Raw genomic sequence first — 26,171 nt, forward strand, 5'->3', positions numbered from 1 at the left:
AATATGAATTACAATCAACCCACCCCCAGACAACCCAATTCTTCCCCGAGTTCGAGAGGCAATTTCTCCGACGATGAACGAGTTCCTAAACCCTATGCAATGGTTTCTTTACCTAAACCTGCACCCCAACGTAAACTTCCCGTAGGTCAGGAACAGTTTAAGCCTAAGCGTTTAAGTGGTAAAATTCACCTCCGTTTAACGGTAAAAACAGCCACCTTTGTTGCCTCTGGAGTGGTGGCAATGGGAAATGATGTTTCTAGCGCTAATAAAAATATTCCTCTGATTAAAGTTGCTGTGAGTCAAGGGGAAAAAATTATTATTCCGGGGAGTTCTTTAAAAGGGGTTATCCGTTCAACCTATGAGGCAATTACTTCAAGTTGTTTGTGTAAAACAAGAGCGAGAAATATTCCAGAGGGATATTTTGAATGTAGAGATAAAACTAAACTGTGTCCTGCTTGTCAAGTCTTTGGGGCGATGGGATGGCAGGGTTTAATCTCATTTCAAGATGCTGTTGCAGAAACCATTAAACCCAGTGTCGGGTTTATGCCTTCATTATATGCACCTCACGCTAACAGTCGTTCTTATTTAATTAATGGCAAAGTTGCAGGGAGAAAGTTTTATTATCATACCATTAAAGCAGTTGATAAAGGACAAAAAGGTATTCCGGTTCAACAAGCGGGGGCGGAATTAACCCTAACAACGCAACTTCGATTTATGAACTTAACAGAAGCGGAATTAGGAACACTTTTGATTGTTTTAGGACAGGATAAAAATAATTCTTTTGCCTTAAAAGTAGGAGGAGGTAAGCCAATTGGTATGGGAACAATGACCGTAGAAGTAAAAGAGATAGAACATTCTGAAAGTGTTAAAAATCGCTATCTTTCCTATACTCTTTCTGAGGAGAATAACTTAACCGGAGAAAAGCTCAAACAATTTATCCAAAAAAATGTGAGTGCTGCCCACTCTGAAAAATTAGTTCAAGCCGAACAATTAAACCAATTAAAAGCAATTCTGAAATATCCAACCACACGAACTGCACCGGAGGGAATGTATTAATGTTAGAAACTATTGAATTAACAGAATCGCACTGGAAGGTAGCTCATAATGTTGCCATTGAATTAGTTAAACAACAACTAATTATTGAACCTAATTCTAATGGTATCAGGACTGAATTAGAAAAAATAGTTTCTTACTTTAGGGCGTGTATAATTCCTCTGGATACGGGAGAAAAATTCTTTAAATATTTAAACGAACTTGAAAGTAATGGACATAAGTTTGGAGGTGGTAAAAACAACAAAGAATACTACATAAACATTAAAAATATTTGTCACAAACATCTGAAAGATTATCAAAATAATGTTCCGGTGTTATTGTCAATTTTAGGCTGGGTGGTGAGGTTAATGCGTTATTACAAAGATGCTGTCCCAATGGGAGAACTCAACACTATTGAAACTGCACCTATACAGTCAGAAGATCGAGCGAAAATTGCTGAATTTTCAGCGGCTCAAAAATTTACCATCGGACAACATTTAGAGGCGACGATCACAGGTATTAATGGGAATAGAGTTAGTTATGAGATGTTGGGGGTTATTAAGAAGACACAGAAAGAACCAAGACTAGCGAAGAATTTGAATCAGGGGCAAACGGTTCAGGTGGAAATTGTGGAGTTAACAGAGGATGGGATAATTGATAAGGTGAAAATTATTAATTATTAGTTTTAATTTTTTGTGGAGAAATTCTAATGTCTAAAATCCTCTTAATTACCGTTGGCGGTTCTCATCAACCTATTGTTACATCGGTTCGTAACTTAAATCCTGACCGGGTAATTTTTATTAGCTCTGGGGGTACTAACGGAAGTCAATCTCAAATTATCGGCGAAGGAAAACCCTGTGAAGTCAGAAAAGGAACAGAGGTACTTGAAAAATTGCCGAATATTCCAACCCAGCTTAATTTAGGAGATAAATTCAATCCGAATCAGGATTTAGTATTAGTTCAAAATCCCGATGACTTATCAGAATGTTATCGCTTAATCTCGGATAAAATTCGCAGCTTACAACAAGAAAACCCTGAATCTGAATTTCTAGCTGATTATACCGGAGGAACCAAAACAATGTCTGTTGCTTTGGGAATGGCAGGAATAGATTATAAGGTAACATTGTACTTAACGACCAGTACAACTCGCCCAAATTTAATTAAAGTTGAACGGGGGGAACGAGTTAGGAAAGCGACAGTATCTTCTGTTACAGTCAATCGTACTATTGAACAACTTTTACCTACTTTTTTACAGAATTATAATTATCCCGCCGCTATTTCAGAACTGAATCATCTACTACAAACGATGGAATTAAACTCAGAAGATGATCAACGAGTACAAGATCTTCTCGATATTTGTATGGGGTTTGATTTATGGGATCGATTCGATCATATTGAAGCATGGCATTATCTTCAACCTTATATGAATAAAACCGAACTTAGACCTATGATTTTATTTCTCAAACGAGTTATGGGGAGTCGAGAAGCTTTTGCTCCCGCTTCTGGAGACTCTTTTCAAGCTCCTGATAAAATTAGAGGAAATGGGTATGAAATCATAGAAGATTTATTACTTAATGCAGAACGACGAGCGACTTTAAAACGTTATGATGATGCGGTAGCTCGATTATATCGGGCTTTAGAACTGTTAGAACAAGTTCGATTATGGCAAGAATACGAGATTAAAACCGGAGACTTAGATATACAAAAATTGCCTGAATCTTTGCGCCCAGAATATGAAATCTTACGAGGAGATAAAGGTAAAATTCAGTTAGCATTAACACGGGGTTATATTCTATTGAGTCAATTCCCTAATGATCCGATTGGAGAGTTATATAATCAACAGAAAAACACGATTCAAAATGCTCTACAGATTCGGAACTATTCAATTTTAGCCCATGGACTCCAACCAGTAACAGAGCAAGATTATCACAAACGATTTTATGGACTGGTTAAGCCCTTTATAGAATCTGGAATTGCTGCTGTTAGCGCAAAATCTTCTTCCTTAAAACCCGTACAATTTCCTAATTCTTTAGGATGACAAATTTGCAAGTTTTTTACCTAGAATGATTGTACATCATATTAATGAATAAAGCAGTGCCAATGTCCTCACGGGCTAGTTAATCTCAATCATACTTTCAACCCCTGACGGGCTAATTTGGCATAGGTTTTAACAGTTTCATAGGGCATTTCTAAATCCTCAGCAATCTCTTTTAACGATTCCCCAAACTCCTGACGGGCTAAAATTGTAGCCCTAGTTTCACAGACCTGCATAGCTCTTGTCCCTCCCGTGCGTTTTTGAGTTTGCATTAGGGTTTGGGTAATTTGTTCCACCCGTTGAGCAAATAATATCTCAACCGTTGTTGTTTCTAATAATTGTTGTTGCGTCCATCCTAACTGAGTTTGACCTAAACCAAATGTAGTTTTATGTCCGGTTCCACAATAGGGCGCAAATTCACCTAATGCGGAGAACAATTGTACAAATTTCGGTTGATTATAGGCTTCTTCTGCTAATCTATATTCAATCGCTCCCGTAAACCCAGTGACTGACCCTTTTTTACCCGCAGAAACTTTTAAAGATTGTAATTGATGACGCAAAATGATCACATTTTCATCAACCCAATTTAAAAACGTATCCTGGTCAAAAGACTGTTGAGAAAAATCATTCCAACGCCGCAAATAACTATGAAATACATTAAAGGGTAAAGGTAACGGAAAATGATGTCCTTTACGCCTAAAGCTCGTAGGAGAAATAAAACTTAGGGCTAAATTTTGAGTTATAGAGGTCTGAAATAACTGTTGGTATGTGGCGGGAGTTTGAGCGATTTTAATTTCTTTAATATTTAGTTTGACTTGTCGTAAATCAATGGTTTGAGGTTGATTTTTTAACCAATTAATTAACCCAGATACCATAGATTTAGACAAGGCACTAACTGACCATTGGTAGGTTTGATTAGCATAAACTTGTAGTTGTTTTCCGGCCGTTCCTATTTCTCCTTGTAACCCCGATAATGTAAAGGGTTTTTCGGATTGTCCATCATGCAAATATTGAGATAATTGGGGATCAATTTGACGGATTTGATCCAAAAACCAAGCATGAAGTCCAATAGTATATTGAGGAATTAATAAAGCATCGGTTTCAGGAACCAATTGAAAGGTCACGGCCACAAGTTCGGTGGTATCTGGTAAATTTAAAGGAGAAGATGATGTTTTTTTTATCATATTATTTTTTAAATGAATCAAGTAAAGTGAGAAGATGGTTATAGAAAATTAGGGAAATAAAAACTCAATAAATTGAGTATCTCAGATGTCTTGAAGAATATAAACTCTATATTGTTTATATAAGATAGATTATTATTTGACCTGAATTATTTTCTTATATTCCTCAATGTACTTAAACGGAAAAGGAATTACGGTACTTTGACCCGTGCGAACAAAATCAACATCCATCGTTGTTAGCAGTTGTCTGAATATTAATTTTGAGCCATTTACCGCAACAATTTTACGAAGATGACAGCTATCTTTAAAAGAAGATTGTACATTTTCTTTGCGATTTCCAACAAAGTAATAAGCCTCTGTTGCGGTTTCACCAAAATAATTTATATTGAGAGAAGCAGCAAAGATGTCCTCCAGACTGTGTTTATCTTTTGGAAAATGTAATCTAATCTGATGTCTAGTTAAAAAATAATCTCTTAGTTCAAATGCAATTGTAGATTGTTTTCCTAGCTGTTCATTAAGAATTTTTTTGAAGCTATTTTTATCAATTTCACTGTCACCTAATTTTTTTAACTCCTCATGAAATTTGACCAGTTTATCTCTATTTTCTATGACTCTTTCTTCCATAAATCCTTGTATAATTTCTGCTAAAGCATCTCCATTTCTCTTGTTTTCAGGAAAAAGCATTTCAACTTCTTCGATAATAGTTCTAATTTTATCAAGGTCGGGAATAGTGATTTCCTCAGTACGGAATATTTGATTGATGTCGCCTACATCAGAGACAACAAGACCTTCTAATGTCCTGAGTTTCTTGGAGTTATTGTCATCCGTCATAAAGTTTTGATATTGTTCAAATTTTTTCCAATTAAATAGGTCTTTTACCCTATGGAATTCAAAATCCCCATTGGGTTGAATTTCCATAAAAATAACGTGACTTTTATCTTCATCCCAAGCAGCAAAAGTCCAAACTCCTTTGCACTGAAGTTCAGCCCAATTAAACAGGTTTAACTTACCGGAGCTAATATCACGCTTGATGAGCAGTTCTTTTATACTTGTTTTAACAATAGCTTGATTTAGACTTGCAGTTGATTCAATAGTAAGATTCTGTCGTTGTGTATTTTCGTCAGAGGCGATATACTCATCATCAAGTCCATTTTTTGAATAGTAGGAGTCGTTATGAATAATTCTAAAATTTAAAGCAGTTTTTTTGTCAGTTTTTCCATCGGTAATCAGTTTTTGATCAGTCATATAGGGAAAAATTAATTTTTTCAGTGTAGTCACTAAACTAGCAGAATCTTCACTATTAACTCTATCAACTATGTTTATTTTTTGCTCATTAAGTAGGGAGTGCAGTTGTTTTGGTTGTTTCATCAGAGTGCGTTTTAATGGAATTTCTTCATCGATTTTACGGGGACTAAAATTAACATCCATGTATTCAGATAAATGTTCTTTAATACTCGTTATCACCGAGTCAAAAATACCCGCACGACTTTTATTAAAATCATCAATACTTGCAAAATCAAGAAATGGGGTAGATGCTTTTTTGCCTTTTAACCCAGATGCAATATATGTTAGTTTGGCGTCACTTTCACCATCACGCTCTAAATGTCTTCGCAGACTGGATGTTGAAGGTTCAAATATATAATGAGGTTTATTATAAAGAGCAGTGTTCAGTTCTTTTTTGCGCTGATTATCAGTAGTATTTTTTAGTTCTTTAAGGATAGAAATTTTAGTTCGGTGACGAACAATTTCAACCTTTAGTAAGTAATCATATCTTAAAGTGATTTTAGCAATATCAAGACAATCTTTATTTTTACCTTCAATGTTTGGGACAAGTAACAAGGCTCCGGTTAAATTACAATAATGATATTTAACAAAACGTGATCTTGAGGAAGAAAGGGAGTTGAGCAAAATTTGAGCCAGCCATGCTTCACAAATACAATCTTCAGCATCATCGCGTGAAACTGTCGGAATAACTTCCATAACAGCATTATCATTAAATTCCTTATTTGATCTAATATTAGAAAGACATTGATAAATATCAACTGGTTTCTTAAACATAGCATAGGCATATTTTCCATATTGAAACATGACAGCAAAAGCATGGAAATCTTTACCAAGAAGATAATCTAATTCTCTAGCTCCAGACCAGTTGCCTTTGATTTCTCGTTCTAATCGAATAAATATGAAGTCTCGTTTAATAGCATCAATATTAAAATTGATCTTGAGACGGTTGGTTAGAATACTCATTTGGAAAACTCCTGTTTAATAAATTCCAGTGCTGAATTATCTATTTTATCATTCTTACATAGATAAGGAATTTGAACAATTTTTCCATCAGGTGAAATAATCTCCTTAAAATCGGTAGTTGAACTACCCAGGATATTGATGATAAAAACTCGATCAGCCCCAACATCCTCCATTTTCTCACGAATTTTATTAGTTAACTCATCTGCTTCTACTGCAATTGTATCATTCCAGAACTTGAAGTCTATATAAATGTTCTGATTTGTTTTAAAATCAAAGCGTTCAAATTCATGTATATCCAGTTCTAATAGAGGAATATTTAAGAAATTTTCAAAGATATGTTTTCCACAAACTTCGCCTAATGCTCCTTTATAAATATTGTTGAACATTGGAGGCGTTAACATCCGTTCAGATTCAGGGAATTCTGTAGCCCAACCCGAATTAATAAATAATTTATGAAAACTATCAATTCTCATTAAATCTGTCAATCTTGCTGTTTCTTGACTCACTGTTTTGACTGCTTTTTTTCCATAGCTATCAGAAAAGAAAACTTCAATATCATTATAATCATTTTCCTGTAAAAAGTAATAGAAATTGGCTGCTTTTGGCAATTTTAGGTAAATAGGATTCCATTTTTGATCCCATTCTGAATCTTGGGAAATTGTCGGTTGACGAAGAACTTGCACTCTGAGATCTTGCCAGTCTTGAATACTTTTAGATTGCCAGGGTTTACTGAGTTGGCTCCGAATATAAGCAGCAGTCTGATTGCTTCTATGGGATGCAATATTTTCTGCTTCTTTTACGTCTTCAGATTGATGATTCAACTCACCGGCTGATTCCAGGAGAGCCGTGTATTCACCAACAGGAATAACATCCTCTGGTACAGAAAATCGGGTTAGATGTTTTCGGATTGAATCGTCAGCAAGAATATGAATGGTTGGAGCTTTCATATTTGTTCGACAGATTCGACCAATAGCTTGAATAATTACTTTATTCAAGAACAAGGAGTAAGCCTTTGTGTTATATAAACTGATAAAATCTTCGGCTTTGCGCTTTGACTTAGATCTTCCTACAAATCGATGAAATGCTGTATCTAAATAATTTTTAAATGTCCGGCGAGAAATAGCTCCATTTTCTCGCAAAAACTCTAACTGAAAAATATATTTAATAAAGTCCTCATCCTGAATATTATCACCATAAAGATTCACCAATAGATGTCTTGGGCTATCTAGGTAAATCCCATTAATATCCATATTTTTATCCTGGGGAAAGCTATTAATTTGTATGGGTTTTATAGAATCAGGAATTGGAAATTGCAGATTTTGCCCCACGCCAAGGGTCTGGTAAGTAGACAAAATGAATCGACGTTTATTCTCTTTTAAATCCTTGAGCAATTGTGATTTATTTTGATCAAATTCATCAGTAGAAAGTACAACTATTGTTTCTTGTATACCACTATCTATAACATCTTTTTTTCCTTCTAAAAGTAATTCTGCATATTCATTAAATATATCCCTATCAAACTTCGGATCGGAAGATTTTGGAAATTTAGTAAACAAGCAAAGAAACCCATGGCAATCAGGATGATCAAGAAAATATTTCCATGCTGTTAACGCTCTGACATAACGACTAAACGAAAATTCAATAGTTTTTTCATCCTCATCCTTCATTTTCTGGCGAACAGTGTTCCAAAGAGCCTGGGCTGCTTGTTGATCATCCAAAATAAATTCTAACTGTTTAATCGCTTCATTTTTTCCATCTGTTTTAATAAATTGAGTTTCTATTTTAATTTGATTATATCCTTGAGTAGCTTGAGAATAAGACTCTTTGAGATGATCAATCTTATCTTTCTGAAGACGGATAAAAGAATCTTTCAAACGATATTTTAAATACTCAAGATCATAATTTCCAATGTTAGTATAAAGTCCAGCCGTTGCAGAAATACCAACGACCATTGCTTTTGAACAGACTCCAGCCAAAAAAGATTCCGGTGTGCGGCTGAAGTTAAACATATATATTTTTGACAAAGTATCATGTTCATCGCTATCAACAATATCATGGTAGCGAAAACCTCTATCATAAAACCCTTGACCCTGGATGGTTCCAGTCTCAGTTTGCAAGTTAGAGAGTAGGTCACCTTCGATAATCTTGCGAGTCAATAATTGGATATATGTACTATCAATTTTAAAGTCATGAAGAACTGTTTTAACTGCGGATTCAAGATGATAAAGTTCTTTAATTCTGTCATCTTCTTGCTTTAAATGGCGATAGTTGTCAGCTAAATACTTAACTCCTCTCTGGAAATACATTAAAAATCCAGCAATTTCACTCAGAAGTGAGCGAATATCAACACCCGATCCTTTTGTACCTGCATCAAAAGCTTTAATCCAATTTGTCCGGTTTTCTGAATCTTCAACAATCTCAATTCGCTTATTACTCGCATCTAATACATAATGAAATTCATAGTCATAGAATAAAAAGTTGCGTTTTTTAACTGAAAATTGATCGTCAGATTTACAACTATGTTGGAGTTTATATTTATTAAATATTTCATCAGCTTTTGTTTTAAAAGAGTTAATCTGTTCCAGCAAAGATAGCCAATTTTTCCTAGAGGGATGTTTTTTTCGCCAATTAGATTCCTGAAAAAGTATTGTCGGGCATTCACTTTGCATCAAATGGTTATGAATATTCAGAAATGAATTTATCATATCCAATCGATGCTCCAACCCTGATTGAATGATGTTTGTAAGGACAGCTTCTTTTGTACTATCAAATTCATCAATAAATATGAGTGCCTGATCAACCAGCCGCTCATAGCAGTAATAAGAATCCTCAATAAGCGTTGCGTTTTTAACAAGGAATTTATCCATACTCAAAAACAATACCGTACGCTCATCTGTAAAGACACTGGGATAGAGTTTTCCGATCCATTGATAATCTTTATTGTTTTTAATCGCTGACAGTTTAGCCTGTTTAGTTTTAAAATTTTCTTTTAATTTATCTTGAATAAATTTTCTGAATTTTGGCTCCCGATCTTGGCGAATATCTATTTCAAATTTAGATTTAACGAATGAAGGGAGTTTGGGATCTCTAATAATTTCTACATAATCTTTTAATCGATAATAAATTTCTGTCTTGAACTGTTCAGGAATTTCAAAAGCAATAGAAAGGAGATTGTTAATAATGGTTTCAGAATTAGAATTAATAAAAAGTACATACTTATCAAAATTATCTTCTTGATTGTCGTCGATAAAACGTTTTTTCAAATCCTCTATAGGTAAATTTTTTTTGAGGTTGGTGATAAAAATAATTTTTCTATTTTGATTTGCAAATTCCTGATAATTAGAATAAATAAAATTGAGGACGTTGTGGGTTTTTCCAAAACCAGTCGGCATACTGAGAAGAAGCAGTCCAGGATTAGGTTGTTGACAGTATTGATTTAATATTTCTTGCATATATTCTTTATGACTTTAGTATATTCTATATCTTATAATCATAACACGGTTGATCATAAAAGTGATTTTTTTGGTTTATAATTTAGTTATTGTTAGGGCAAGGAGATTACACACTTAGCGTGAATAGTTTTATTATAGTCTATAATCCGTTTGTTTCTATGATAAAATTCAATCAGACCTAAATCAGTAAAAATCACTTAACATAAAATTGTAGAGTGTATAAGCGTAGCGCCCGCACCAACTCAAAAGTTTTAATCATCAATCAACAACAGGAGGTTTATGGTTGGAATAGAAGCACGGAAACAAACCAATATTATTTACCCTGATAGTGATGGAAAACCTATGTCAGATAATACCAAACAATTTCGCTGGATTACGGTGATTTACCATAATTTAGAATGGTTATTTGCTAATGATCCTAATGTGTTTGTGGCGGGTGATTTGCTTTGGTATGCTGTTGAAGGAAATAATAAAATTCGTCAAGCACCCGATGTTATGGTGGTATTTGGTGTTCCTAAAGGCGATCGCGGATCTTATATGCAGTGGAAAGAAAATCACATTTCCCCCCAAGTTGTCTTTGAAATTCTTTCCCCTGGAAATACCTTAACGGAAATGAATAAAAAGCAGGTTTTTTATCACCGTTATGGTGTGGAAGAATACTATATTTATGATCCTGATAAAAACGATTTAACGGGTTGGTTAAGGGGAGAAGATGGTTTAGAAGTAATTGAAATAATGGAAAATTGGGTGAGTCCTCGTTTGGGAATTCGTTTTAATTATTCTGAGGAAGAATTAAAACTTTATCGTCCCGATGGTCAACCTTTTGTTAGCTATTTAGACATTTCTCAACAACTGAATACGGCGTTACAGGAGGTTGAACAAACGCAACAACGTTTACAAGCAGTTGAACAACAAGTAGAACAAGAGCGAGAACGGGCTGAAAGGTTAGCAGAACAGTTGCGATCACTCGGAATCAACCCCGAACAAAAATAGGAGTGCGAGCGTCCTCGCTCGCTAGAAATATATTGTTTAAATACAAAGACAACTTATCATTTTTTCCCTGTCCGATTATCTTGAAAAGATGTCCCAATACCCTGTAAAAGACCTTTCCCAATTAAACCTAATCCTCGACCGACAACATTGGTTAAAACGTAAATAATCGCACTCCCAACAAAGGAAATCGCCGCCCGCAGAGGAGGAGCAACCGCATCGCGAGTTTCTAAGATTAATGTTACCGTTAATGGAATTCCCGATAACTTTTCTAACTCATCTCGGCGGGGAGAATAAATGACTTGTTTTTGAATTCCCCTTTCGCCTAAAACTAGGAGTAAATAAGAACTTTCAAAAATTGCTTTGGGTTCGGCGACATATTGATCCAGACGATATCGCCAGGATAAACTATTTCTAAATCTCTCAATTTCACGGGTTGATAATAAACGTCGATCATAAAATTTGAGTTTGATTTCTTCATAATCTGAAAAATAATTGAGTAAAGGTTGAATAATTGCATTAGCGACTTGAATTAATAAATTTTGTAATAATGCTTCTGCACGTTCCATGGCGTCTAAAGTTCCAGCCGGACAGGATAAATTATTAATAGTTAAGGGTCTACAAAATAATAAATGCTCAAATAAATCCTTAGATAAAGGAATTTTATCTAAAATATTTTTTTGAATGATCTCAGCATCTTTTAAGATAACAGCAACAATTTCAATGTTTTCTTTGTCCGTGGTTAAAGTATAATATTTCCCAAAAAAATCAATAGTTGCAGATTGCCAAAACTCTGCGATTAAACTCGACATTTTTTCAGCCAGTTGTTCATATTTAATATCGGATAATATTAATTCATCTAATAGAAGTTCTAACTGTTTTAACAAGACATACAACAATTCTCGTTTTTTAGATAGGCGTAAAATATCAATTTCTAAAGGCATTCCGGTTAAATTAATTAATCCAGATTGCAATTTCATGACGGTTTTATCAAATAAAACTGATTTTAAATTATTAGCTATAATTCCTGAACTTTTCTCATTGGTGGGATTAGAAGTGATAACTAAAGCACTATTTTGATAATTATTCAGAGGTTCATAATTATCAGAATTAAAATCATTACTAGCAATAGCAGCAGATTCCTCAAGACTGGCTGCGGTTTTGTCCGACGAAAGTTGACTAATAATCCAACGGGCTGTTAACAGTTCTCGCCGTTTTCCCGTCAAAATTAACTTATTAATAATAGTAATAGTATCCTGTTGATTAAATTCTTCTAAATTCCGTTTAATTTCTTGGTTAACTTCCGCGATCGCTTGTTCAATTTGTTGGAGTCCCGGTTGAACTAAAAACCCTTGAATCTTTCCCAATAATGAACCCGTTTTTCGAGATACAATACCCACAAATGGTTCTCGATTCAATGCTGCCAAGGATTCTAACCAATAGCGTTCTCCCGCCGCCAATTGATGAATAATTATCACCAATTCCCTGACTGGAATCCCCTTATTACAATAACCATCTACTCCAATTTTTTGGGCTGCCAGTAATAAATATGGTTGTTTAACTGTTGTTAATAATAGAATCGGAATTTGAGGATATTGAGTTTTAAATTGTTGACATAAATCTAAAATCGGATGGGTCTTAACCGATGGATTTTCATTGATTTTTAACCCCAATTCCAAAATAATTAAATCAACGGGTTTCTGCTCCTCTGAATTAATCTTAGTTTCATTTACCGTTACCAAGACTTTTAATGCAGCCTCCAAACTTTCAACCTCTGCGACCACTTCCAAATCCGAAAATGGCTCTAATGCAGTTAGTAACCCCATCCGAAAAATAGGGTCATCATCAATGATCAAAAGTCGCACAGTAGATGAAGTCATAAAACTTTAAATGTCGGGTTTCGGGTGGTGGCTAACTAAATCCACTAAAGTATTAATAATTCGATCCCGTTCCATCGGAATAATTTCCTTACCTTGCAAAATCTCTTGCATTAACACATAATGGGCTAGGGTTCCAATGATCACCCGTGCCATCGCTTCAGGGTCACGAATAGCAATATAGCGCTGAGTTGTTAGGTATTCTGTTAAAACTTCAATTCCTGGTTTTCCCAAATGGTGTACAAAGGTTTTAGCTAACTCGGGAAATCGCCCCGACTCCCCAATGACAAGACGAACAAAAGCTAAATGTTGCTGATCATCCAAGGAATTATCTAAAATTGTATTGGCAATTTGTCGCACCACAACAGCAGGTTCAGCTTCCATTAATTCTGCTCTGTGGGACTCCACCATAATTTGACATTTTTTCTGGGCTAACCGCTTGACCAAGGCAATAAATAACCCTTCTTTGTCCCCAAAATGGTTATAAACCGTCGCCTTTGACACTCCCGCCGATGCAGCAACCCGATCCATACTGGTGCCTGCATACCCATGCACTAAAAATTCTTGCAGCGCCCCTTCAAAAATTTGTTCGGCTTTCTCGCAAATACTATCCAACTGGGAGATTTCGGTCTGTTCTAATGCGTTCATAAAAAATACAGGGGAGATTTGTAAATGAGTGTGTTTTAAAACCACCAGAGGAAAATTTACTCAGGCCAATACATTCAATAGAAATTCCTCCTATAATTCTCTACATTGTAGCAATTTTAGCCGATAATCCCCCCTAGGCAATAATGGGAAGGTTTTTTCTGGAATTTATGCCTGGGTTGATGTAGCAATCTGGAGTAATCAGTTATCAGTCATCAGTGAACAGTTATCAGTGTAAGAGTTAATCGTTAAATGTTAATTTTAATTATACAAAAAACCAAAATTATGAGCAACTTTTTTGGACAACTCCGACAAAAACTGAGCAAACCTGTACTCTTTGGTTTGTATGGAGCGATGGGTTGTTTAGGTGCTGCAACACTATTGGGTGAACCCCTATTACAATTAACAAAAATTTCCCCCAAAGTCGATCAATCTCCCTTAGCAATTGTGCTATTAATTGATACTTCTGGCAGTATGAATGAAGATGGCAAACTCCGAGAAGTCAAAACCGCGGCTCAAGCCTTTGTCCAACGACAGGATTTATCAGAAAATCGTTTAGCGGTATTTGGCTTTGGGAGTAATATTCAAGCTGCTGCTAATTTAACCGATAATAAACCGACCTTAGAACAAGCGATCGCCCAAATTTCCGATGGTGGTGGTACTAATATGGATCAGGCCTTACTCGCCGCCACTCAAGAACTCCAGTCAACCCCACAACGGCGCAATATTCTTTTATTCACCGATGGACAACCCGGATATGCCGGGGCAAACCTCAACCGAGAACAGGCAAAAACCTTGTCAGCGATGAGAATAGCTGCATCCGAGGGTATTAACCTCGTGGCCGTTGCTACGGGAGATGCGGATACCAATTTTCTCGCTAAACTAACGGGCGACCCTGACCGGGTTTTTTATGTGAACTCTGGTGACTTTGACCAAGCCTTTCGACAAGCCGAAAAAGCCCTATATAGCAGTCAATTAGTTGAGTCTGGCCCTACGGGAAATTATGGGGTTGTTTACTCAGTTTTACGGATAGGCGGATGGACGGCCCTTTTAGCCATGGGTACATCCCTAGCCCTCATTGCTGGCCAAAACTATTACCTCCGTCGCCGTCTTCTGACTCCCCAACAAGCGGCCATAGGTGTTGTCGGAGGTTTAATGGCGGGACTGGTGGCTGGAGGAGTGGGTCAACTGTTATTTATTCCGTTTGCGGGCATTCCTATTCTAGCCATTGGGGGAAGAATCATCGGTTGGGCAATTTTAGGCTCGGTGGTCGGGGGAGGAATGTCTTTCTTTGTTCCGAACTTGCAACGGGGCCAGGCGGTGCGGGGTGGGACAATAGGTGGAACAGCCGGAGCCATTGGATTTCTGATTATTTCGGCAGTATCGGGTGATTTAGTGGGGCGATTAATTGGGGCGGCCATTATTGGATTTTTTATCGGTTTAATGATTGCTTTAATTGAACAATTCAGTCGGGAATCTTGGTTAATTGTTTCTTGGACACCTAACGAACAAACGAAGATCAATTTAGGAGCAGAACCCGTTTTATTAGGCAGTTCAGAAAATAACCATATTTACCTAAGAAAAAGTCAAGGATATCCCCCTATTACCGCCAAAATCTACACCGAAGGAGAAAAAATTATTATGGAATTTGACGAGGAAATGAAGGAAAGAGGGATGAAAATTCTCAAACAAGAACTCCATGATGGAGAACAACGCAAATTAGGAGATGTCACCCTAGAAGTTAGAACTACTAACAAACCCGTTGTTGGGCTTTAGCCCCTCCTGGAGCGAACCCACCCGTTGTTGGGCTTTAGCCCTTCTTGGAGCGCTGAAGCGCAACAACGGGGCTTTTTTGTGATATAGTAAACTAAACAGTTTAGTTTCAAGATTGGGCGGGAGGAAAAATTATGGTACGCCAAACAACAGTCGGTAAACTTTCATCCCCGAAACTGCCTCGAACGGGGATTTTGGTTGCCGTAACCACCTTCGCAATTAGTGGTTTAATGGGCTATACTTTCTGGCGGTATCGTCCCACTCCCGCCGAACCCGCAGCCCTACCCGAAACCGTTGTCCCGGGAATCAAAACCGTTACCGCCTTGGGTTGGTTAGAAACCCCAGGGAGAAATTATTAAACTATCCGCCCCCCAGTCCAACCAAGGGAGTCGGGTGGATCAATTATTGGTGAAAGAGGGGGACTTGGTGGAGGCGGGACAAGCGATCGCCATTTTGGATAGTCGAGAGCGGCTACAAGCGGCCCTAGAACAAGCCAAAACCGAAGTAGAAGTTGCCGTTGCCCGTTTAGAGCAAGTCCAAGCGGGGGCGAAACGGGGGGATATTCAGGCTCAAAAAGCCCGATTTCAGGGCAACCAGGCGGAGTTAGAGGGGCAAATTATCACCCAAAAAGCTACCATTGCTACCCTAGAGGCCCAACTCCGGGGAGAACGGAGCGCCCAAGAAGCCACCCTAGACCGAATTCAGGCAGAACTCAACAACGCTGAAACCAACTGTCAACGCTACGACAACTTATATCAGGATGGGGCTGTATCCGCCCAAGATCGCGATAGTCAATGTTTGCAGGCCGAAACCAGCCTTAAACGCTTACAGGAAGCCCAAGCCAACCTGAACGAAACTATTAGCAGCCGCACTGAACAAATTCGAGAAGCCCAAGCCAACCTCAGCCGCACCATCGCCACCGTTGACCAACAAATTGCTGAAGCCCAAGCTACTTTAACAGCCGTTAGCGAAGTCCGTCCAGTGGATGTCCAATTAGCCAAAAGTGAATTAACAAAGGCTGAAGCTGCTGTTAAACAAGCGGAAGCGAACTTAGAACAAGCTTATGTGCGATCGCCCCAAACCGGACGGGTGATCGACGTAAATACCCACGCCGGGGAACTGATTTCTAATGACGGCATTCTCGAACTAGGACAAACCGAACAAATGTATGCTGTTGCTGAAGTTTATGATAGTGATATTCCTAAAATACATTCGGGACAAGCGGCAACCATTACGGCGGATGCGTTACTCCAACCGTTAAAAGGTACAGTTGAAGAAGTTGGATTAAGAGTCAAAAAACAAAGTGCTTTAGATATTGATCCGACCACAAATATTGATGCCAGAGTTATCGAAGTTAGAGTTAAATTAGATGATATTTCTAGCAAAAAAGCCGCGAGTTTAACTAATTTACAAGTTAAAGTCACAATCACTCAGTAATTCGTAATTCGTAATTTATGATCGGATTTATACAGAGATTAGTAAATAGAACACCGTTGGGATGGTTGCAATTAAGTCATGATAAAGCCCGGATGTTAGTGGCTTTATCAGGAATTGCCTTTGCGGATGTTTTAATTTTTATGCAATTGGGATTTCAAACAGCATTATATGATAGTAATACCAGATTGCATAATCATTTAGATGCGGATATTTTTATTATTAGTCCCCAAGCCAGAAATTTAGTCAATTTATCAACTTTACCCCGGCGACGTTTATATCAAGCCATGGATGTTCCGGGGGTGAAATCCGCAGACCCCTTATATGTTAATTTTTCCGATTGGAAAAACCCCAAAACAGGGAAAAAAACAGCGATTTTAGTCATCGGATTTGATCCCCGTCATTCGGCTTTTAATTTACCCGAAGTTCAACAAAATTTAGACGTGATTAAATTAGCCGATCAGGTTTTATTTGATCGGTCTTCGAGGGGGGATTATCAAGAAGTTATTGCTAAAGTTGATCAGGGTAAAATTGTTAGTACCGAATTAGAAAAACGCACCCTCAAAATTGCGGGATTATTTAAAGTCGGTGCTTCCTTTGCGGCGGATGGAACATTGATTACCAGCGATCACAATTTTTTACGATTATTTCCCCGAAGAAAACCAGGGGGAATTAGTGCTGGAATGGTTAAAGTTGAACCGGGTTATGATGTGGAAAAAGTAGCAACAGACATACAAAACTATTTACCCAAAGATGTAAAAGTTTTAACCAGTGAACAATTTTTAGCCTTTGAAAAGGATTACTGGTCAAAAAATACTGCGATTGGATTTGTGTTTAGTTTAGGGACAGCCATGGGGTTTGTAGTCGGGGTGATTATTGTTTATCAAGTTTTGGCGACAGATGTTGCTGACCATACCCCCGAATATGCTACTTTCAAAGCTATGGGATTTAGAAATGCCTATTTATTAGGGATTGTTTTTGAAGAAGCAATTATTTTAGCAATTATGGGATTTATTCCGGGTGCTACGATTTCTTTAGGCTTATATCGTTTAACCAGACAAGCTACCAATTTACCTTTATATATGACCTTATTTCGAGCGGTTCAAGTGTTAATATTAACGGTTATTATGTGTATGTTATCCGGTGCGATCGCCACTCGTAAATTACAAGCCGCCGATCCTGCTGATATCTTTTGATTCTTACTTCTAAGTGTCTGGTTGTGAATGAGGAGTAAAAAAAATGGGTTGATATTTATTTGAGTTCAAAAAATTGTTTAAATCCTTTATTTTTTAAGCCTAGTTTTAATTTTTTGTCTCCAGTCCATAATAATCCATCCAATTGCAGCGTTAATGCTACATGAGGGGTATCACTCACATCAACACCTTGGCATAGTTCGTAAGCTAGTCTACGATATTCTAAAGTAATTAAATCTTCTTTATAGAGATGAAGGCGTTTTAGCAAAATATAATAGATTTGAATAATTTCTTCTTCGGTTAAATGACTAAGTTGAATGATTTTTTCCTTGCGCTTAAATAGTTCTACAAATACAAGTTCGCAAACAAAAAACGCATACTCTGAAGTTAGCAATAATTCACTGAAACGAGAATTTTCCCTAAGCAATGCAGAAAACAATATATTAGTATCAACAATAATCGGCTTTTGAGTTAACATAATTAACTAACCCAAGACTTGGACGTTAAGGTATCCCAAACTTCTTGATTAACTTCTTGACTCAGGTTAGTTATTTGTTCTGCTGTCAGTTGACTACGATTACGAATTGATTCTAACTCAAGATATTCTAAAAATTGAGTTAATAACTCCAAATTTACCATCTCTCGATTAAATTTAATAATAATATCTTGATTTTCCAGACTAATACTGTATAGACTTTGATTTGACATCAGTTTGATTCCAGCTAGACTTGATAATATCTATTATAGATTATAAAGTCAGTTATGGAAAAGTTATCGGAAAAACCCGGTTTCTGGAGGGATTTCCGATCTACCCCGACTATATTTAACAGCTTGACGTTCTTCAAAATTAAAATAGGGAAGTTGATGTTCACTAAATCTAAACTGTTTTTCTAAGGTTAATCCTAGCTTTTCCATAACTCGAATTGAACCTTGATTAGCTACTAATGCCCAAGCAATAACTCGTTTTACTCCCCATTCTAAAAACCCTTTATCTACTAGAATTTGACAGGCTTCCGTTGCGTATCCTTTTCCCCAACTGTTATAAATCAACCGATATCCTAACGCAATTTCATTGGGTTGTACCAGATTTAACGCCATGGCAAAAGGGTGATCAATGGCGGGGAAAAAATGTACCCAACCGATCAACTCTCCGGTGGCTTTTTCAACAATAGCCCAAACCCCAAAATATAAATATCTGCTATAATATCCCATAAATCTCGGTAATGTTTGAGTCTGAATAAATTCTTTAGGTGTGAAATGTCCACCATTAATATACTTCATCACCCTAGGATCGTTATCTAAATTCCATAAAAAATCTGCATCCAGTTCAGTAAACTGCCGTAAAATTAACCGTTTCGTTTCTAAAAAAATATCCATTTTTAGGGTAACTCCATGCAAACTCAAATCCAAGATATTCAAAATTCCACAAAAACCAATACAGCTATCGCAATTCAAAATTTAGACCATTATTTTGGTCACGATCAATTGCAAAAACAGGTGTTATATGATATTAACTTAGAAATTACCATTGGTGAAATTGTGATTATGACTGGCCCCTCTGGTTCAGGAAAAACTACATTATTAACCTTAATTGGAGCGTTACGTTCTGTACAGTCGGGAAGTTTAAATATATTAGGACGAGAAACTCTATGGTGCGCGTTCAGGAGAGTTAGTTAAAGCCCGAAGAAATACGGGTTATATTTTCCAAGCTCATAATTTACATCGGAGCTTAACGACCTTACAAAATGTGCAAATGGGGTTAGAAGTTCAGGATAAATTTTCTCGTTCAGAAATACAACAAAAAGCGACTGCTATGTTAGATAAAGTCGGGTTAAGAGATCGCTTAAATTATTATCCTGATAATCTCTCGGGAGGACAAAAACAACGGGTGGCGATCGCCCGGGCATTAGTTAGTCATCCCCCCATTGTATTAGCAGATGAACCCACCGCCGCCCTGGATAGTCACTCGGGGAGAGATGTGGTTAATTTAATGCAAACCTTAGCCAAAGAACAGGGTTGTACTATTTTAATTGTTACCCATGATAATCGAATTTTAGACGTGGCTGATCGGATTATTCACATGGAAGACGGAGCCTTAATTACTAATTCCGAACTAACACCCAATAACAATTTGAAATCAAACACTTAACCTAACCAGAATATCCGATATCATTTTATTTTTACCTTCCAGAACAGGATTTCAACACCCAACCGATCACAATTCCTAACCCTCCAAAACGAACCGCTTGCCAAAAAGGTTCCTTAAAACTGCCCCAAGTCACCAAACGACTTTCCAAATCAAATTCTATAGTTTCTAACTGCGTTTTTAACTGGTCTAATTCCTCTTTTAACTGTTGCGATTTCGTTTGACGAATTTGAGGAATAACTTCATCAATACGGTTTTTTAATTCTATTTGGCGTTGTTCATCCCGTTGAATTTGCGTCAATCGTTGTTTAAGATTAATCAAAGATTGTTCAACCTCGATTAACCCCTGTTCAATAGCTTGAGTCCCATCCTGATCAGAATTATTCGTTGATGGGGGTTGAGATGATGGTTGACTTGCCATAATAGTAAAAGACCGAATTCACCCCGCAATTAACACTATCATTTATGACTGACTCCAATTCCACAACTACCGACCTTTCTAAGCATAATATCAGTCCACGCACGGCTAGTCTCAGCGAGTATAGCACATTGGAACTCGCCCAAGCCCTATCGGAACGGTTAGCCATTCCTGAACGAGACTGGCATCGCCTTAAATCCGACCGCAATGCCCGCGCTGGGGAACATTTGGCGGCGGCTTTAGTGTTTTTGCTTAAGAATCAGCCTAAAGAAGTGATTCCTCGGTTAAATCAAGCGGTAGGTTGGTTAGAAAGATTGATTTCCGCTCCGCCTTGTCCCACCCATGGCACAACAAAAAAAATCAGTCATAACTCCTAGCAACTTATTCTAGCATTGGGAGTTGAAATCAAGTAATTGGGGACAAAATTAGAGATAAAATCTCCACTGGTAACCACTCAACTCCCTATCAAAGAGGTGGTTTTGACGAATTTTAACGGATTAAAACCATTACCAATCCTGTCGTTTATAAGCACTTGTCACTTTCTTACATAACGTCAGTTCTGTCCCAGTTCGATTCCATTGCACACGATCAAAGATTTGATAGAGAATGTACAAACCTCGTCCACATTCATGTTCATCATGGGGTAAATCGGAATCATGGGTATGTTTATCGTTTTCCTCCTCCCGCAATTGACACTGACAAGGAGGTTTAAAACCGCCGCCCTGATCTGATATAATCCACCAGCAATAATCTTGAATTAAACAAAAACGGACAACTACTGTTTTACTGGGGTCTAGCTTGTTGCCATGCTTGGCGGCATTGACAAGGGCTTCTTGTAGTCCCAGGCGAATTTCGGCTTGCAACGGGTCTGGAATTTCAGACAGAAGCAAGTCCAAAACTGGACAGAGATACAATGTGGAAGCAAAGCTAATTGTGACCCAGTTTCGTTTAACCGGACGCGATGTTAAAGCAATCACACGGAAAACTCCCTGGCAACGTGGTGGATAAACCTCACACCCTGTATAGTTATAAATTCTCTCCCAGTCTGGAACTTAACCTTGGTGGGTGAGCGTGAGTACCCGTTCATTCATTAGATTACCAAAAGAATAGGAAAAAACACAATTAATTTTGAAAAATAGTGTATTTTTTTGTATTACATTTGCAATATAAACAGTCTCAACTTGAGAGAAATCAAGGAATTTAGCAGAAAACAAGCCAAGAGCAGACTTAGATTTGACTGTTGATCGGGATAACAAAATCAACCCCCTTAATTTATCCTAATGGCTAAAACTTAGTAGCTATCGATACAAAAGATCAAATCACCCTTGATACTTTTAATCGTCTTGCTAATATTATTAATGTAAATTAACATTTTTTGATAAAACGACATGATAGCCCCTGTAACTCTGACTCCAGAAGTGATCCCGGGACAATATTGGCAGTGGCGGGATCACTCGATTTACTATGTCCGCGCCGGAGAACGTCATCCCCAACGTCCGCCGTTGCTTTTAGTGCATGGGTTTGGAGCATCTACTGACCACTGGCGTAAAAATATACAAGGGTTACAATCGGATTTTGAAGTCTGGGCGATTGATTTATTAGGGTTTGGTAGGTCTGCAAAACCCAAGGTCGAATATAGTGGTCAACTGTGGCGGGATCAACTCCATGACTTCATTACCGAGGTGATTGGTCAACCCGTGATTTTAGCGGGAAATTCTTTAGGGGGGTATGCCTGTTTATGTGTTGCCGCCCAATGTCCATCAACGGCAAAAGGCGTGATTTTACTCAATAGTGCTGGGCCATTTACAGAGACAGAACCCCGTCCAGAACCTGCCTTTTGGCAAAAGGCTATTTCTCAAACTACGCGATCGCTTTTCCGTCAAGATTGGGTGAGTTTTTTAATTTTCCAATGGACAAAACGCCGTTCTATTATTCGTAAAACCCTCCTGAAAGTCTATGTTAATCCCGATGCAGTTACCGATCAATTAGTAGAAGAAATTTATCGTCCCTCCTGTGATTCCGGTGCCGCCCAGGTCTTTGCCTCGGTATTCAAAAGTCCCCAAGGCGAAAAAGTAGATATACTATTAAATCAGTTAACCGCTCCTCTATTATTAATTTGGGGAGAAGGAGATCCCTGGATGAAATGTCGAGAACGAAGTGGCAAATTTCATCAATATTATCCCCAGTTACAAGAATACTTTCTAAGTGCGGGTCATTGCCCCCATGATGAAGTTCCTGAACAAGTTAATGATATTATTCATTCTTGGGTTTTGGAACAGATGTAAGCTACCTTTTTGAAACTATATTAGCCAGTGAGCTAGGACGCTTAAACTGCTGGTTATGATTTTAAAGTTCAATATTCAAAGTCCCCCTTTTTTAAGGGGGATTTAGGGGGATCTGATCTGTAGCATAATCATAAATTTTCAGCAACTTTTAACACTAAGATGCGATGAATCGCAACAACGGTTTAATAATATTCATATCGGGGATGAATCCGAGGGTTGAGTCTATCTTGGACGGGTTCGCCTTGTTTGAGGTGTTGTTCAACGATCAGGGGAACGTCTTCGGGTTTAACCCGATAATACCAAATTTCATCAGGAATTACCCGCACCGTCGGGCCAGTATTACATTGACCCAGACAACCACTGGCTTCTAGGGTAACTCCCTCAATATTAAGATTTTGGAAAGCCTCCAGAACTTTACTTGCACCTTGGAGTTGGCAAGACTGATGTTGACAAATTAACACACAACGAGGGGGTTGAGTTGGCATAGATAAACATTTAATTTCAATTAAAAACTAACAATTAACTCCATCTACAATTTAACTTAAAACAACTCCAAAGATCAAAGTTAGTGTTTACAACTTCTTTGTGTCTTTGTGTCTTTGTGGTTAAATTAGCTATAAATTATTTTGATGCGTGCGCTTTGCTGACATACCCGAAAAAAAACTGCTCTAGCGGATGCTAAAGCAGAGATTGACTTACACTATATTTAAACCCATTGACTTAAAGCGATGCTTCCATCTGAGCAATATCCAAAGTTGTCCTCAACACCGAATCAGGATTTAAACTGATGGAATCTATTCCTAATTCCACTAAGAAACGAGCAAATTCAGGATAATCACTGGGAGCTTGACCACAAATTCCGATCTTACGATTATATTCTTTAACCGTTGCGATCGCCATTTCAATCATTCGTTTCACCGCTTCATTTCGTTCATCAAAAATGTGCGCCACCAAAGCCGAATCTCGATCTAATCCTAACGTTAATTGGGTTAAATCATTAGATCCAATCGAGAACCCATCAAACACCTGACAAAACTCATCTGCCATCAAAACATTACTTGGTAATTCACACATCACATAGACTTGTAACCCCTGTTGACCGCGAACTAACCCGTGTTTTGCCATTTCTGCTAAGACTTTTTTACCTTCTTCCGGTGTCCGACAAAAAGGAATCATTGGGATCACATTTGCCAATCCCATTTCATTTCTGACTCGTTTTAAGGCTTGACATTCTAAGGCAAAAGCCTCTTGATATTTCGGGTCATAATATCGGGACGCCCCCCGCCAACCAATCATGGGATTTTCTTCGATAGGTTCAAATTGCCGACCCCCCAATAAATTCGCATATTCATTACTTTTGAAATCACTCATCCGCACCACCACAGGATTCGGATAAAATGCCGCCGCAATCATACTAATTCCCTGGGCAAGTTTATCGACAAAGAAATCCGGTTTATGATCATATTGTTCGGTTAATTGGGCAATTTGTTGTTGAACGGTTTGATCCTCTAATTGATCAAAATGAATTAACGCTAAGGGGTGAGTTTGGATATGATTGGCAATAATAAATTCTAACCGCGCTAACCCGACTCCATCATTGGGAATTGCCGACAATTTAAACGCTTCTTCTGGGTTTCCCACATTCATCATAATTTTAGTTCGGGTTTTAGGAAGATGGTCTAAAACCGTTTCTTCCACCACAAAAGGAACTAATCCTTGATAGACTTTTCCTTCTTCTCCTTCTGCACAAGAAACCGTAATTTTATCCCCAGTATTTAGGATTTCTGTGGCATTAATTGACCCGACAATTGCCGGGATTCCTAACTCTCGGGCAATAATCGCCGCGTGACAAGTTCTGCCCCCGGAGTTAGTAATAATAGCACTGGCTTTTTTCATAATTGGTTCCCAGTCGGGGTCAGTGCGATGGGTAACTAAGACATCCCCGGGTTGGAACTGATCCATGTTTTTAACATTAGTCATAATACGGGCTTTCCCCTGTCCAATTTTGTCCCCAACTGCCCGACCTGTAACTAATACCCGACCTTTACCTTGCAATTTATAATGCTCTAATACTCGACCAGTTTTTTGAGATTGTACGGTTTCTGGGCGAGCTTGAACAATAAATAATTCTCCAGTTAAGCCATCCTTTGCCCATTCAATATCCATCGGAGAGTAACATTGTCGGACTTGGGAATAGTGATCTTCGATCATCACTGTCCATTGGGCTAATTTCAGAATTTCATCTTCCGAGAGGGCGTATTTTTTTTGTTCAGAAATCGGAACATTAATATTTTTGGTGGTTTGTCCCATTTCATAGACCATTTTAATCGCTTTTGTGCCTAAGCGTTTCTCTAAAATGGGTTTGAATCCTTCCCGTAAGGTGGGTTTAAAAACCAAATATTCATCGGGATTAACGGTACCTTGAACAACGGTTTCTCCTAACCCGTAAGCCGCCGTAATTAAGGCAGCATTTTTAAATCCGGTTTCGGTATCAATGGAGAACATTACCCCCGATGTGGCTAAGTCAGAACGTACCATTTTTTGAATACCGACAGATAGGGCAATATTCAGATGATCAAATCCTTTTAAAGCCCGATAGGAGATGGCGCGATCGGTAAAAATAGACGCAAAACATTGACGAGTTGCATCTAGGACAGCTTTACCGCTTTTAATATTTAAGTAGGTTTCTTGTTGTCCGGCAAAACTCGCATCGGGTAAGTCTTCGGCGGTGGCGGAGGAGCGCACGGCGACATCGGTATTTTGACCATAGCGATCGCAAAGTTTTTGATAGGCGGATAGGATTTCGGTTTCTAATTTGGGAGGGAATAAAGTATTTAAAATCAGCGATCGCGCCCGTTGACCACAATCACGCAGATTTTTCAGATCTTCGACATCCAACTTGGCAAATAATTGTCTGAGTTGTTGTTCTAAATTAGCATAAGTAATAAAATACCAATAGGCGTAGGCTGTAATTGCAAATCCTTGAGGAACATTAATACCTTTAGGTTGTAATTGTTGAATCATTTCTCCCAAGGAAGCATTTTTTCCTCCTACTAAACCAATATCTTTAATTCCCACTTGATCAAACCAGAGAATTAAGGCTTGTTCTTTCTGTTGAGATAGGGGTTTAAATGGTAAAGTTTTTAACATGGTTTAAATCTCTCCAAACGCAACGGACTATCTAATGGTTAGATAGGGTGTGTGTACTTTTGTTGCAAAATAAGTCTGTTGAGGGAAAAGGTTAGTTTTTTCTGTCTTTCGACAGAGTTAACGTTTCCTCTAAAATATGAAAACCCTTGATCCCCAATATTTAAACGTCGAGTTTTATTTTGTTAGAGTTGGAGAGCAGGGGGTAGCCGACTCAATTCCTGGCGTTTAATTGTTCCTACTTTTATCTTATTTCGTCTGTGGGAAATCGACATCCCTCTTGGTAAAATAGTCTTAGTTACTTAAAGGAAAGAAT

22 protein-coding genes and 1 pseudogene are annotated in these 26,171 nt (G+C 37.8%); 11 read left to right on the top strand and 12 right to left on the bottom strand.

Annotated features, from left to right (window positions below):
• Positions 1 to 3 precede the first annotated feature (3 nt).
• Genes AC2D3N_RS13675 through AC2D3N_RS13685 form a run of 3 tightly spaced genes read left to right on the top strand, consistent with a single transcriptional unit; the run spans position 4 to position 3,070 of the window.
• The gene (locus AC2D3N_RS13675) at positions 4 to 1,056 is read left to right on the top strand and encodes an RAMP superfamily CRISPR-associated protein (protein ID WP_484691171.1); all 1,053 of its coding nucleotides are present in this window, start codon (positions 4 to 6) and stop codon (positions 1,054 to 1,056) included.
• Positions 1,056 to 1,715 carry a hypothetical protein gene (locus tag AC2D3N_RS13680; RefSeq protein WP_484691172.1) on the top strand — a complete coding sequence of 220 codons (660 nt, stop codon included), beginning with the start codon at positions 1,056 to 1,058 and terminating at the stop codon, positions 1,713 to 1,715. Before AC2D3N_RS13675 ends, AC2D3N_RS13680 begins: the two co-directional genes overlap by 1 nt.
• A gap of 26 nt (positions 1,716 to 1,741) precedes the next feature.
• Positions 1,742 to 3,070, top strand: coding sequence for a TIGR02710 family CRISPR-associated CARF protein (locus AC2D3N_RS13685; protein ID WP_484691173.1), 1,329 nt, complete (start codon positions 1,742 to 1,744; stop codon positions 3,068 to 3,070).
• Between the two features lie 89 nt (positions 3,071 to 3,159).
• Here AC2D3N_RS13685 and cas6 read toward each other — a convergent pair whose 3' ends face one another.
• From cas6 to AC2D3N_RS13700, 3 genes are all read right to left on the bottom strand, one after another.
• Entirely contained in the window at positions 3,160 to 4,251 is a 1,092-nt protein-coding gene (gene cas6, locus AC2D3N_RS13690) for a CRISPR-associated endoribonuclease Cas6 (RefSeq protein WP_484691174.1), read from the bottom strand.
• 132 nt (positions 4,252 to 4,383) lie between these two features.
• Entirely contained in the window at positions 4,384 to 6,495 is a 2,112-nt protein-coding gene (locus AC2D3N_RS13695; protein WP_484691175.1) for a hypothetical protein, read from the bottom strand.
• Positions 6,492 to 9,947: a hypothetical protein gene (locus tag AC2D3N_RS13700; protein WP_484691176.1), complete on the bottom strand. Its 3,456-nt coding sequence runs from the start codon at positions 9,945 to 9,947 to the stop codon at positions 6,492 to 6,494. Before AC2D3N_RS13700 ends, AC2D3N_RS13695 begins: the two co-directional genes overlap by 4 nt.
• A 279-nt stretch (positions 9,948 to 10,226) precedes the next feature.
• On the opposite strand from AC2D3N_RS13700, the gene AC2D3N_RS13705 reads away from it, so the two are divergent.
• Positions 10,227 to 10,940: a Uma2 family endonuclease gene (locus AC2D3N_RS13705; RefSeq protein ID WP_484691177.1), complete on the top strand. Its 714-nt coding sequence runs from the start codon at positions 10,227 to 10,229 to the stop codon at positions 10,938 to 10,940.
• A 56-nt stretch (positions 10,941 to 10,996) separates the two neighbouring features.
• On the opposite strand, the gene AC2D3N_RS13710 is transcribed toward AC2D3N_RS13705, so the two are convergent.
• The gene (locus AC2D3N_RS13710) at positions 10,997 to 12,817 is read right to left on the bottom strand and encodes a DUF3685 domain-containing protein (RefSeq protein WP_484691178.1); all 1,821 of its coding nucleotides are present in this window, start codon (positions 12,815 to 12,817) and stop codon (positions 10,997 to 10,999) included.
• Positions 12,818 to 12,823: 6 nt separating this feature from the next.
• Positions 12,824 to 13,462 carry a TetR/AcrR family transcriptional regulator gene (locus AC2D3N_RS13715; RefSeq protein ID WP_079681603.1) on the bottom strand — a complete coding sequence of 213 codons (639 nt, stop codon included), beginning with the start codon at positions 13,460 to 13,462 and terminating at the stop codon, positions 12,824 to 12,826.
• Positions 13,463 to 13,744: 282 nt separating this feature from the next.
• Between AC2D3N_RS13715 and AC2D3N_RS13720 the strand changes: the two genes are divergently transcribed.
• The 4 genes from AC2D3N_RS13720 to devC all read left to right on the top strand — a co-directional run bounded on the left by AC2D3N_RS13720 (position 13,745) and on the right by devC (position 17,862).
• Positions 13,745 to 15,235 carry a vWA domain-containing protein gene (locus AC2D3N_RS13720; RefSeq protein ID WP_079681604.1) on the top strand — a complete coding sequence of 497 codons (1,491 nt, stop codon included), beginning with the start codon at positions 13,745 to 13,747 and terminating at the stop codon, positions 15,233 to 15,235.
• 131 nt (positions 15,236 to 15,366) lie between these two features.
• The gene (locus AC2D3N_RS13725) at positions 15,367 to 15,591 is read left to right on the top strand and encodes a hypothetical protein (RefSeq protein ID WP_484691179.1); all 225 of its coding nucleotides are present in this window, start codon (positions 15,367 to 15,369) and stop codon (positions 15,589 to 15,591) included.
• Positions 15,592 to 15,625: 34 nt separating this feature from the next.
• Positions 15,626 to 16,669, top strand: a complete 1,044-nt coding sequence (locus AC2D3N_RS13730; RefSeq protein ID WP_484691180.1) for an HlyD family secretion protein — start codon at positions 15,626 to 15,628, stop codon at positions 16,667 to 16,669.
• Positions 16,670 to 16,686: 17 nt separating this feature from the next.
• Positions 16,687 to 17,862 carry an ABC transporter permease DevC gene (gene devC, locus AC2D3N_RS13735; protein ID WP_484691181.1) on the top strand — a complete coding sequence of 392 codons (1,176 nt, stop codon included), beginning with the start codon at positions 16,687 to 16,689 and terminating at the stop codon, positions 17,860 to 17,862.
• 55 nt (positions 17,863 to 17,917) lie between these two features.
• Here the strand turns inward: devC and AC2D3N_RS13740 are convergent, their stop codons facing one another.
• From AC2D3N_RS13740 to AC2D3N_RS13750, 3 genes are all read right to left on the bottom strand, one after another.
• Entirely contained in the window at positions 17,918 to 18,337 is a 420-nt protein-coding gene (locus AC2D3N_RS13740) for a PIN domain-containing protein (RefSeq protein WP_079681234.1), read from the bottom strand.
• Between the two features lie 2 nt (positions 18,338 to 18,339).
• Positions 18,340 to 18,567 (bottom strand): hypothetical protein, encoded by a 228-nt coding sequence (locus tag AC2D3N_RS13745; protein ID WP_079681235.1) that lies wholly within the window; start codon positions 18,565 to 18,567, stop codon positions 18,340 to 18,342.
• Positions 18,568 to 18,630: 63 nt separating this feature from the next.
• Positions 18,631 to 19,236, bottom strand: a complete 606-nt coding sequence (locus AC2D3N_RS13750; protein WP_484691182.1) for a GNAT family N-acetyltransferase — start codon at positions 19,234 to 19,236, stop codon at positions 18,631 to 18,633.
• A gap of 15 nt (positions 19,237 to 19,251) precedes the next feature.
• Here AC2D3N_RS13750 and AC2D3N_RS13755 point away from each other — a divergent pair.
• A pseudogene (locus tag AC2D3N_RS13755) lies at positions 19,252 to 20,008 on the top strand (DevA family ABC transporter ATP-binding protein).
• A 31-nt stretch (positions 20,009 to 20,039) separates the two neighbouring features.
• Here the strand turns inward: AC2D3N_RS13755 and AC2D3N_RS13760 are convergent.
• Complete coding sequence (locus AC2D3N_RS13760; protein ID WP_484691183.1) at positions 20,040 to 20,426, bottom strand: sll0565 family protein; 387 nt, start codon at positions 20,424 to 20,426, stop codon at positions 20,040 to 20,042.
• Positions 20,427 to 20,470: 44 nt separating this feature from the next.
• Between AC2D3N_RS13760 and AC2D3N_RS13765 the strand changes: the two genes are divergently transcribed.
• Positions 20,471 to 20,800 carry a DUF6439 family protein gene (locus AC2D3N_RS13765; RefSeq protein ID WP_079681239.1) on the top strand — a complete coding sequence of 110 codons (330 nt, stop codon included), beginning with the start codon at positions 20,471 to 20,473 and terminating at the stop codon, positions 20,798 to 20,800.
• A 129-nt stretch (positions 20,801 to 20,929) separates the two neighbouring features.
• Here AC2D3N_RS13765 and AC2D3N_RS13770 read toward each other — a convergent pair whose 3' ends face one another.
• A complete protein-coding gene (locus AC2D3N_RS13770; protein WP_484691184.1) occupies positions 20,930 to 21,400 on the bottom strand; it encodes an ATP-binding protein in 471 nt (156 codons plus the stop codon).
• Positions 21,401 to 21,811: 411 nt separating this feature from the next.
• On the opposite strand from AC2D3N_RS13770, the gene AC2D3N_RS13775 reads away from it, so the two are divergent.
• Positions 21,812 to 22,708 (top strand): alpha/beta fold hydrolase, encoded by an 897-nt coding sequence (locus AC2D3N_RS13775; protein ID WP_484691185.1) that lies wholly within the window; start codon positions 21,812 to 21,814, stop codon positions 22,706 to 22,708.
• A gap of 182 nt (positions 22,709 to 22,890) precedes the next feature.
• On the opposite strand, the gene AC2D3N_RS13780 is transcribed toward AC2D3N_RS13775, so the two are convergent.
• The gene (locus AC2D3N_RS13780) at positions 22,891 to 23,193 is read right to left on the bottom strand and encodes a (2Fe-2S) ferredoxin domain-containing protein (protein ID WP_484691186.1); all 303 of its coding nucleotides are present in this window, start codon (positions 23,191 to 23,193) and stop codon (positions 22,891 to 22,893) included.
• Positions 23,194 to 23,428: 235 nt separating this feature from the next.
• Positions 23,429 to 25,858: a phosphoenolpyruvate synthase gene (gene ppsA, locus AC2D3N_RS13785; RefSeq protein ID WP_484691187.1), complete on the bottom strand. Its 2,430-nt coding sequence runs from the start codon at positions 25,856 to 25,858 to the stop codon at positions 23,429 to 23,431.
• Between the last annotated feature and the right edge of the window lie 313 nt (positions 25,859 to 26,171).

Source organism: Planktothrix sp. PLAVEN19ND (genome assembly GCF_057220675.1).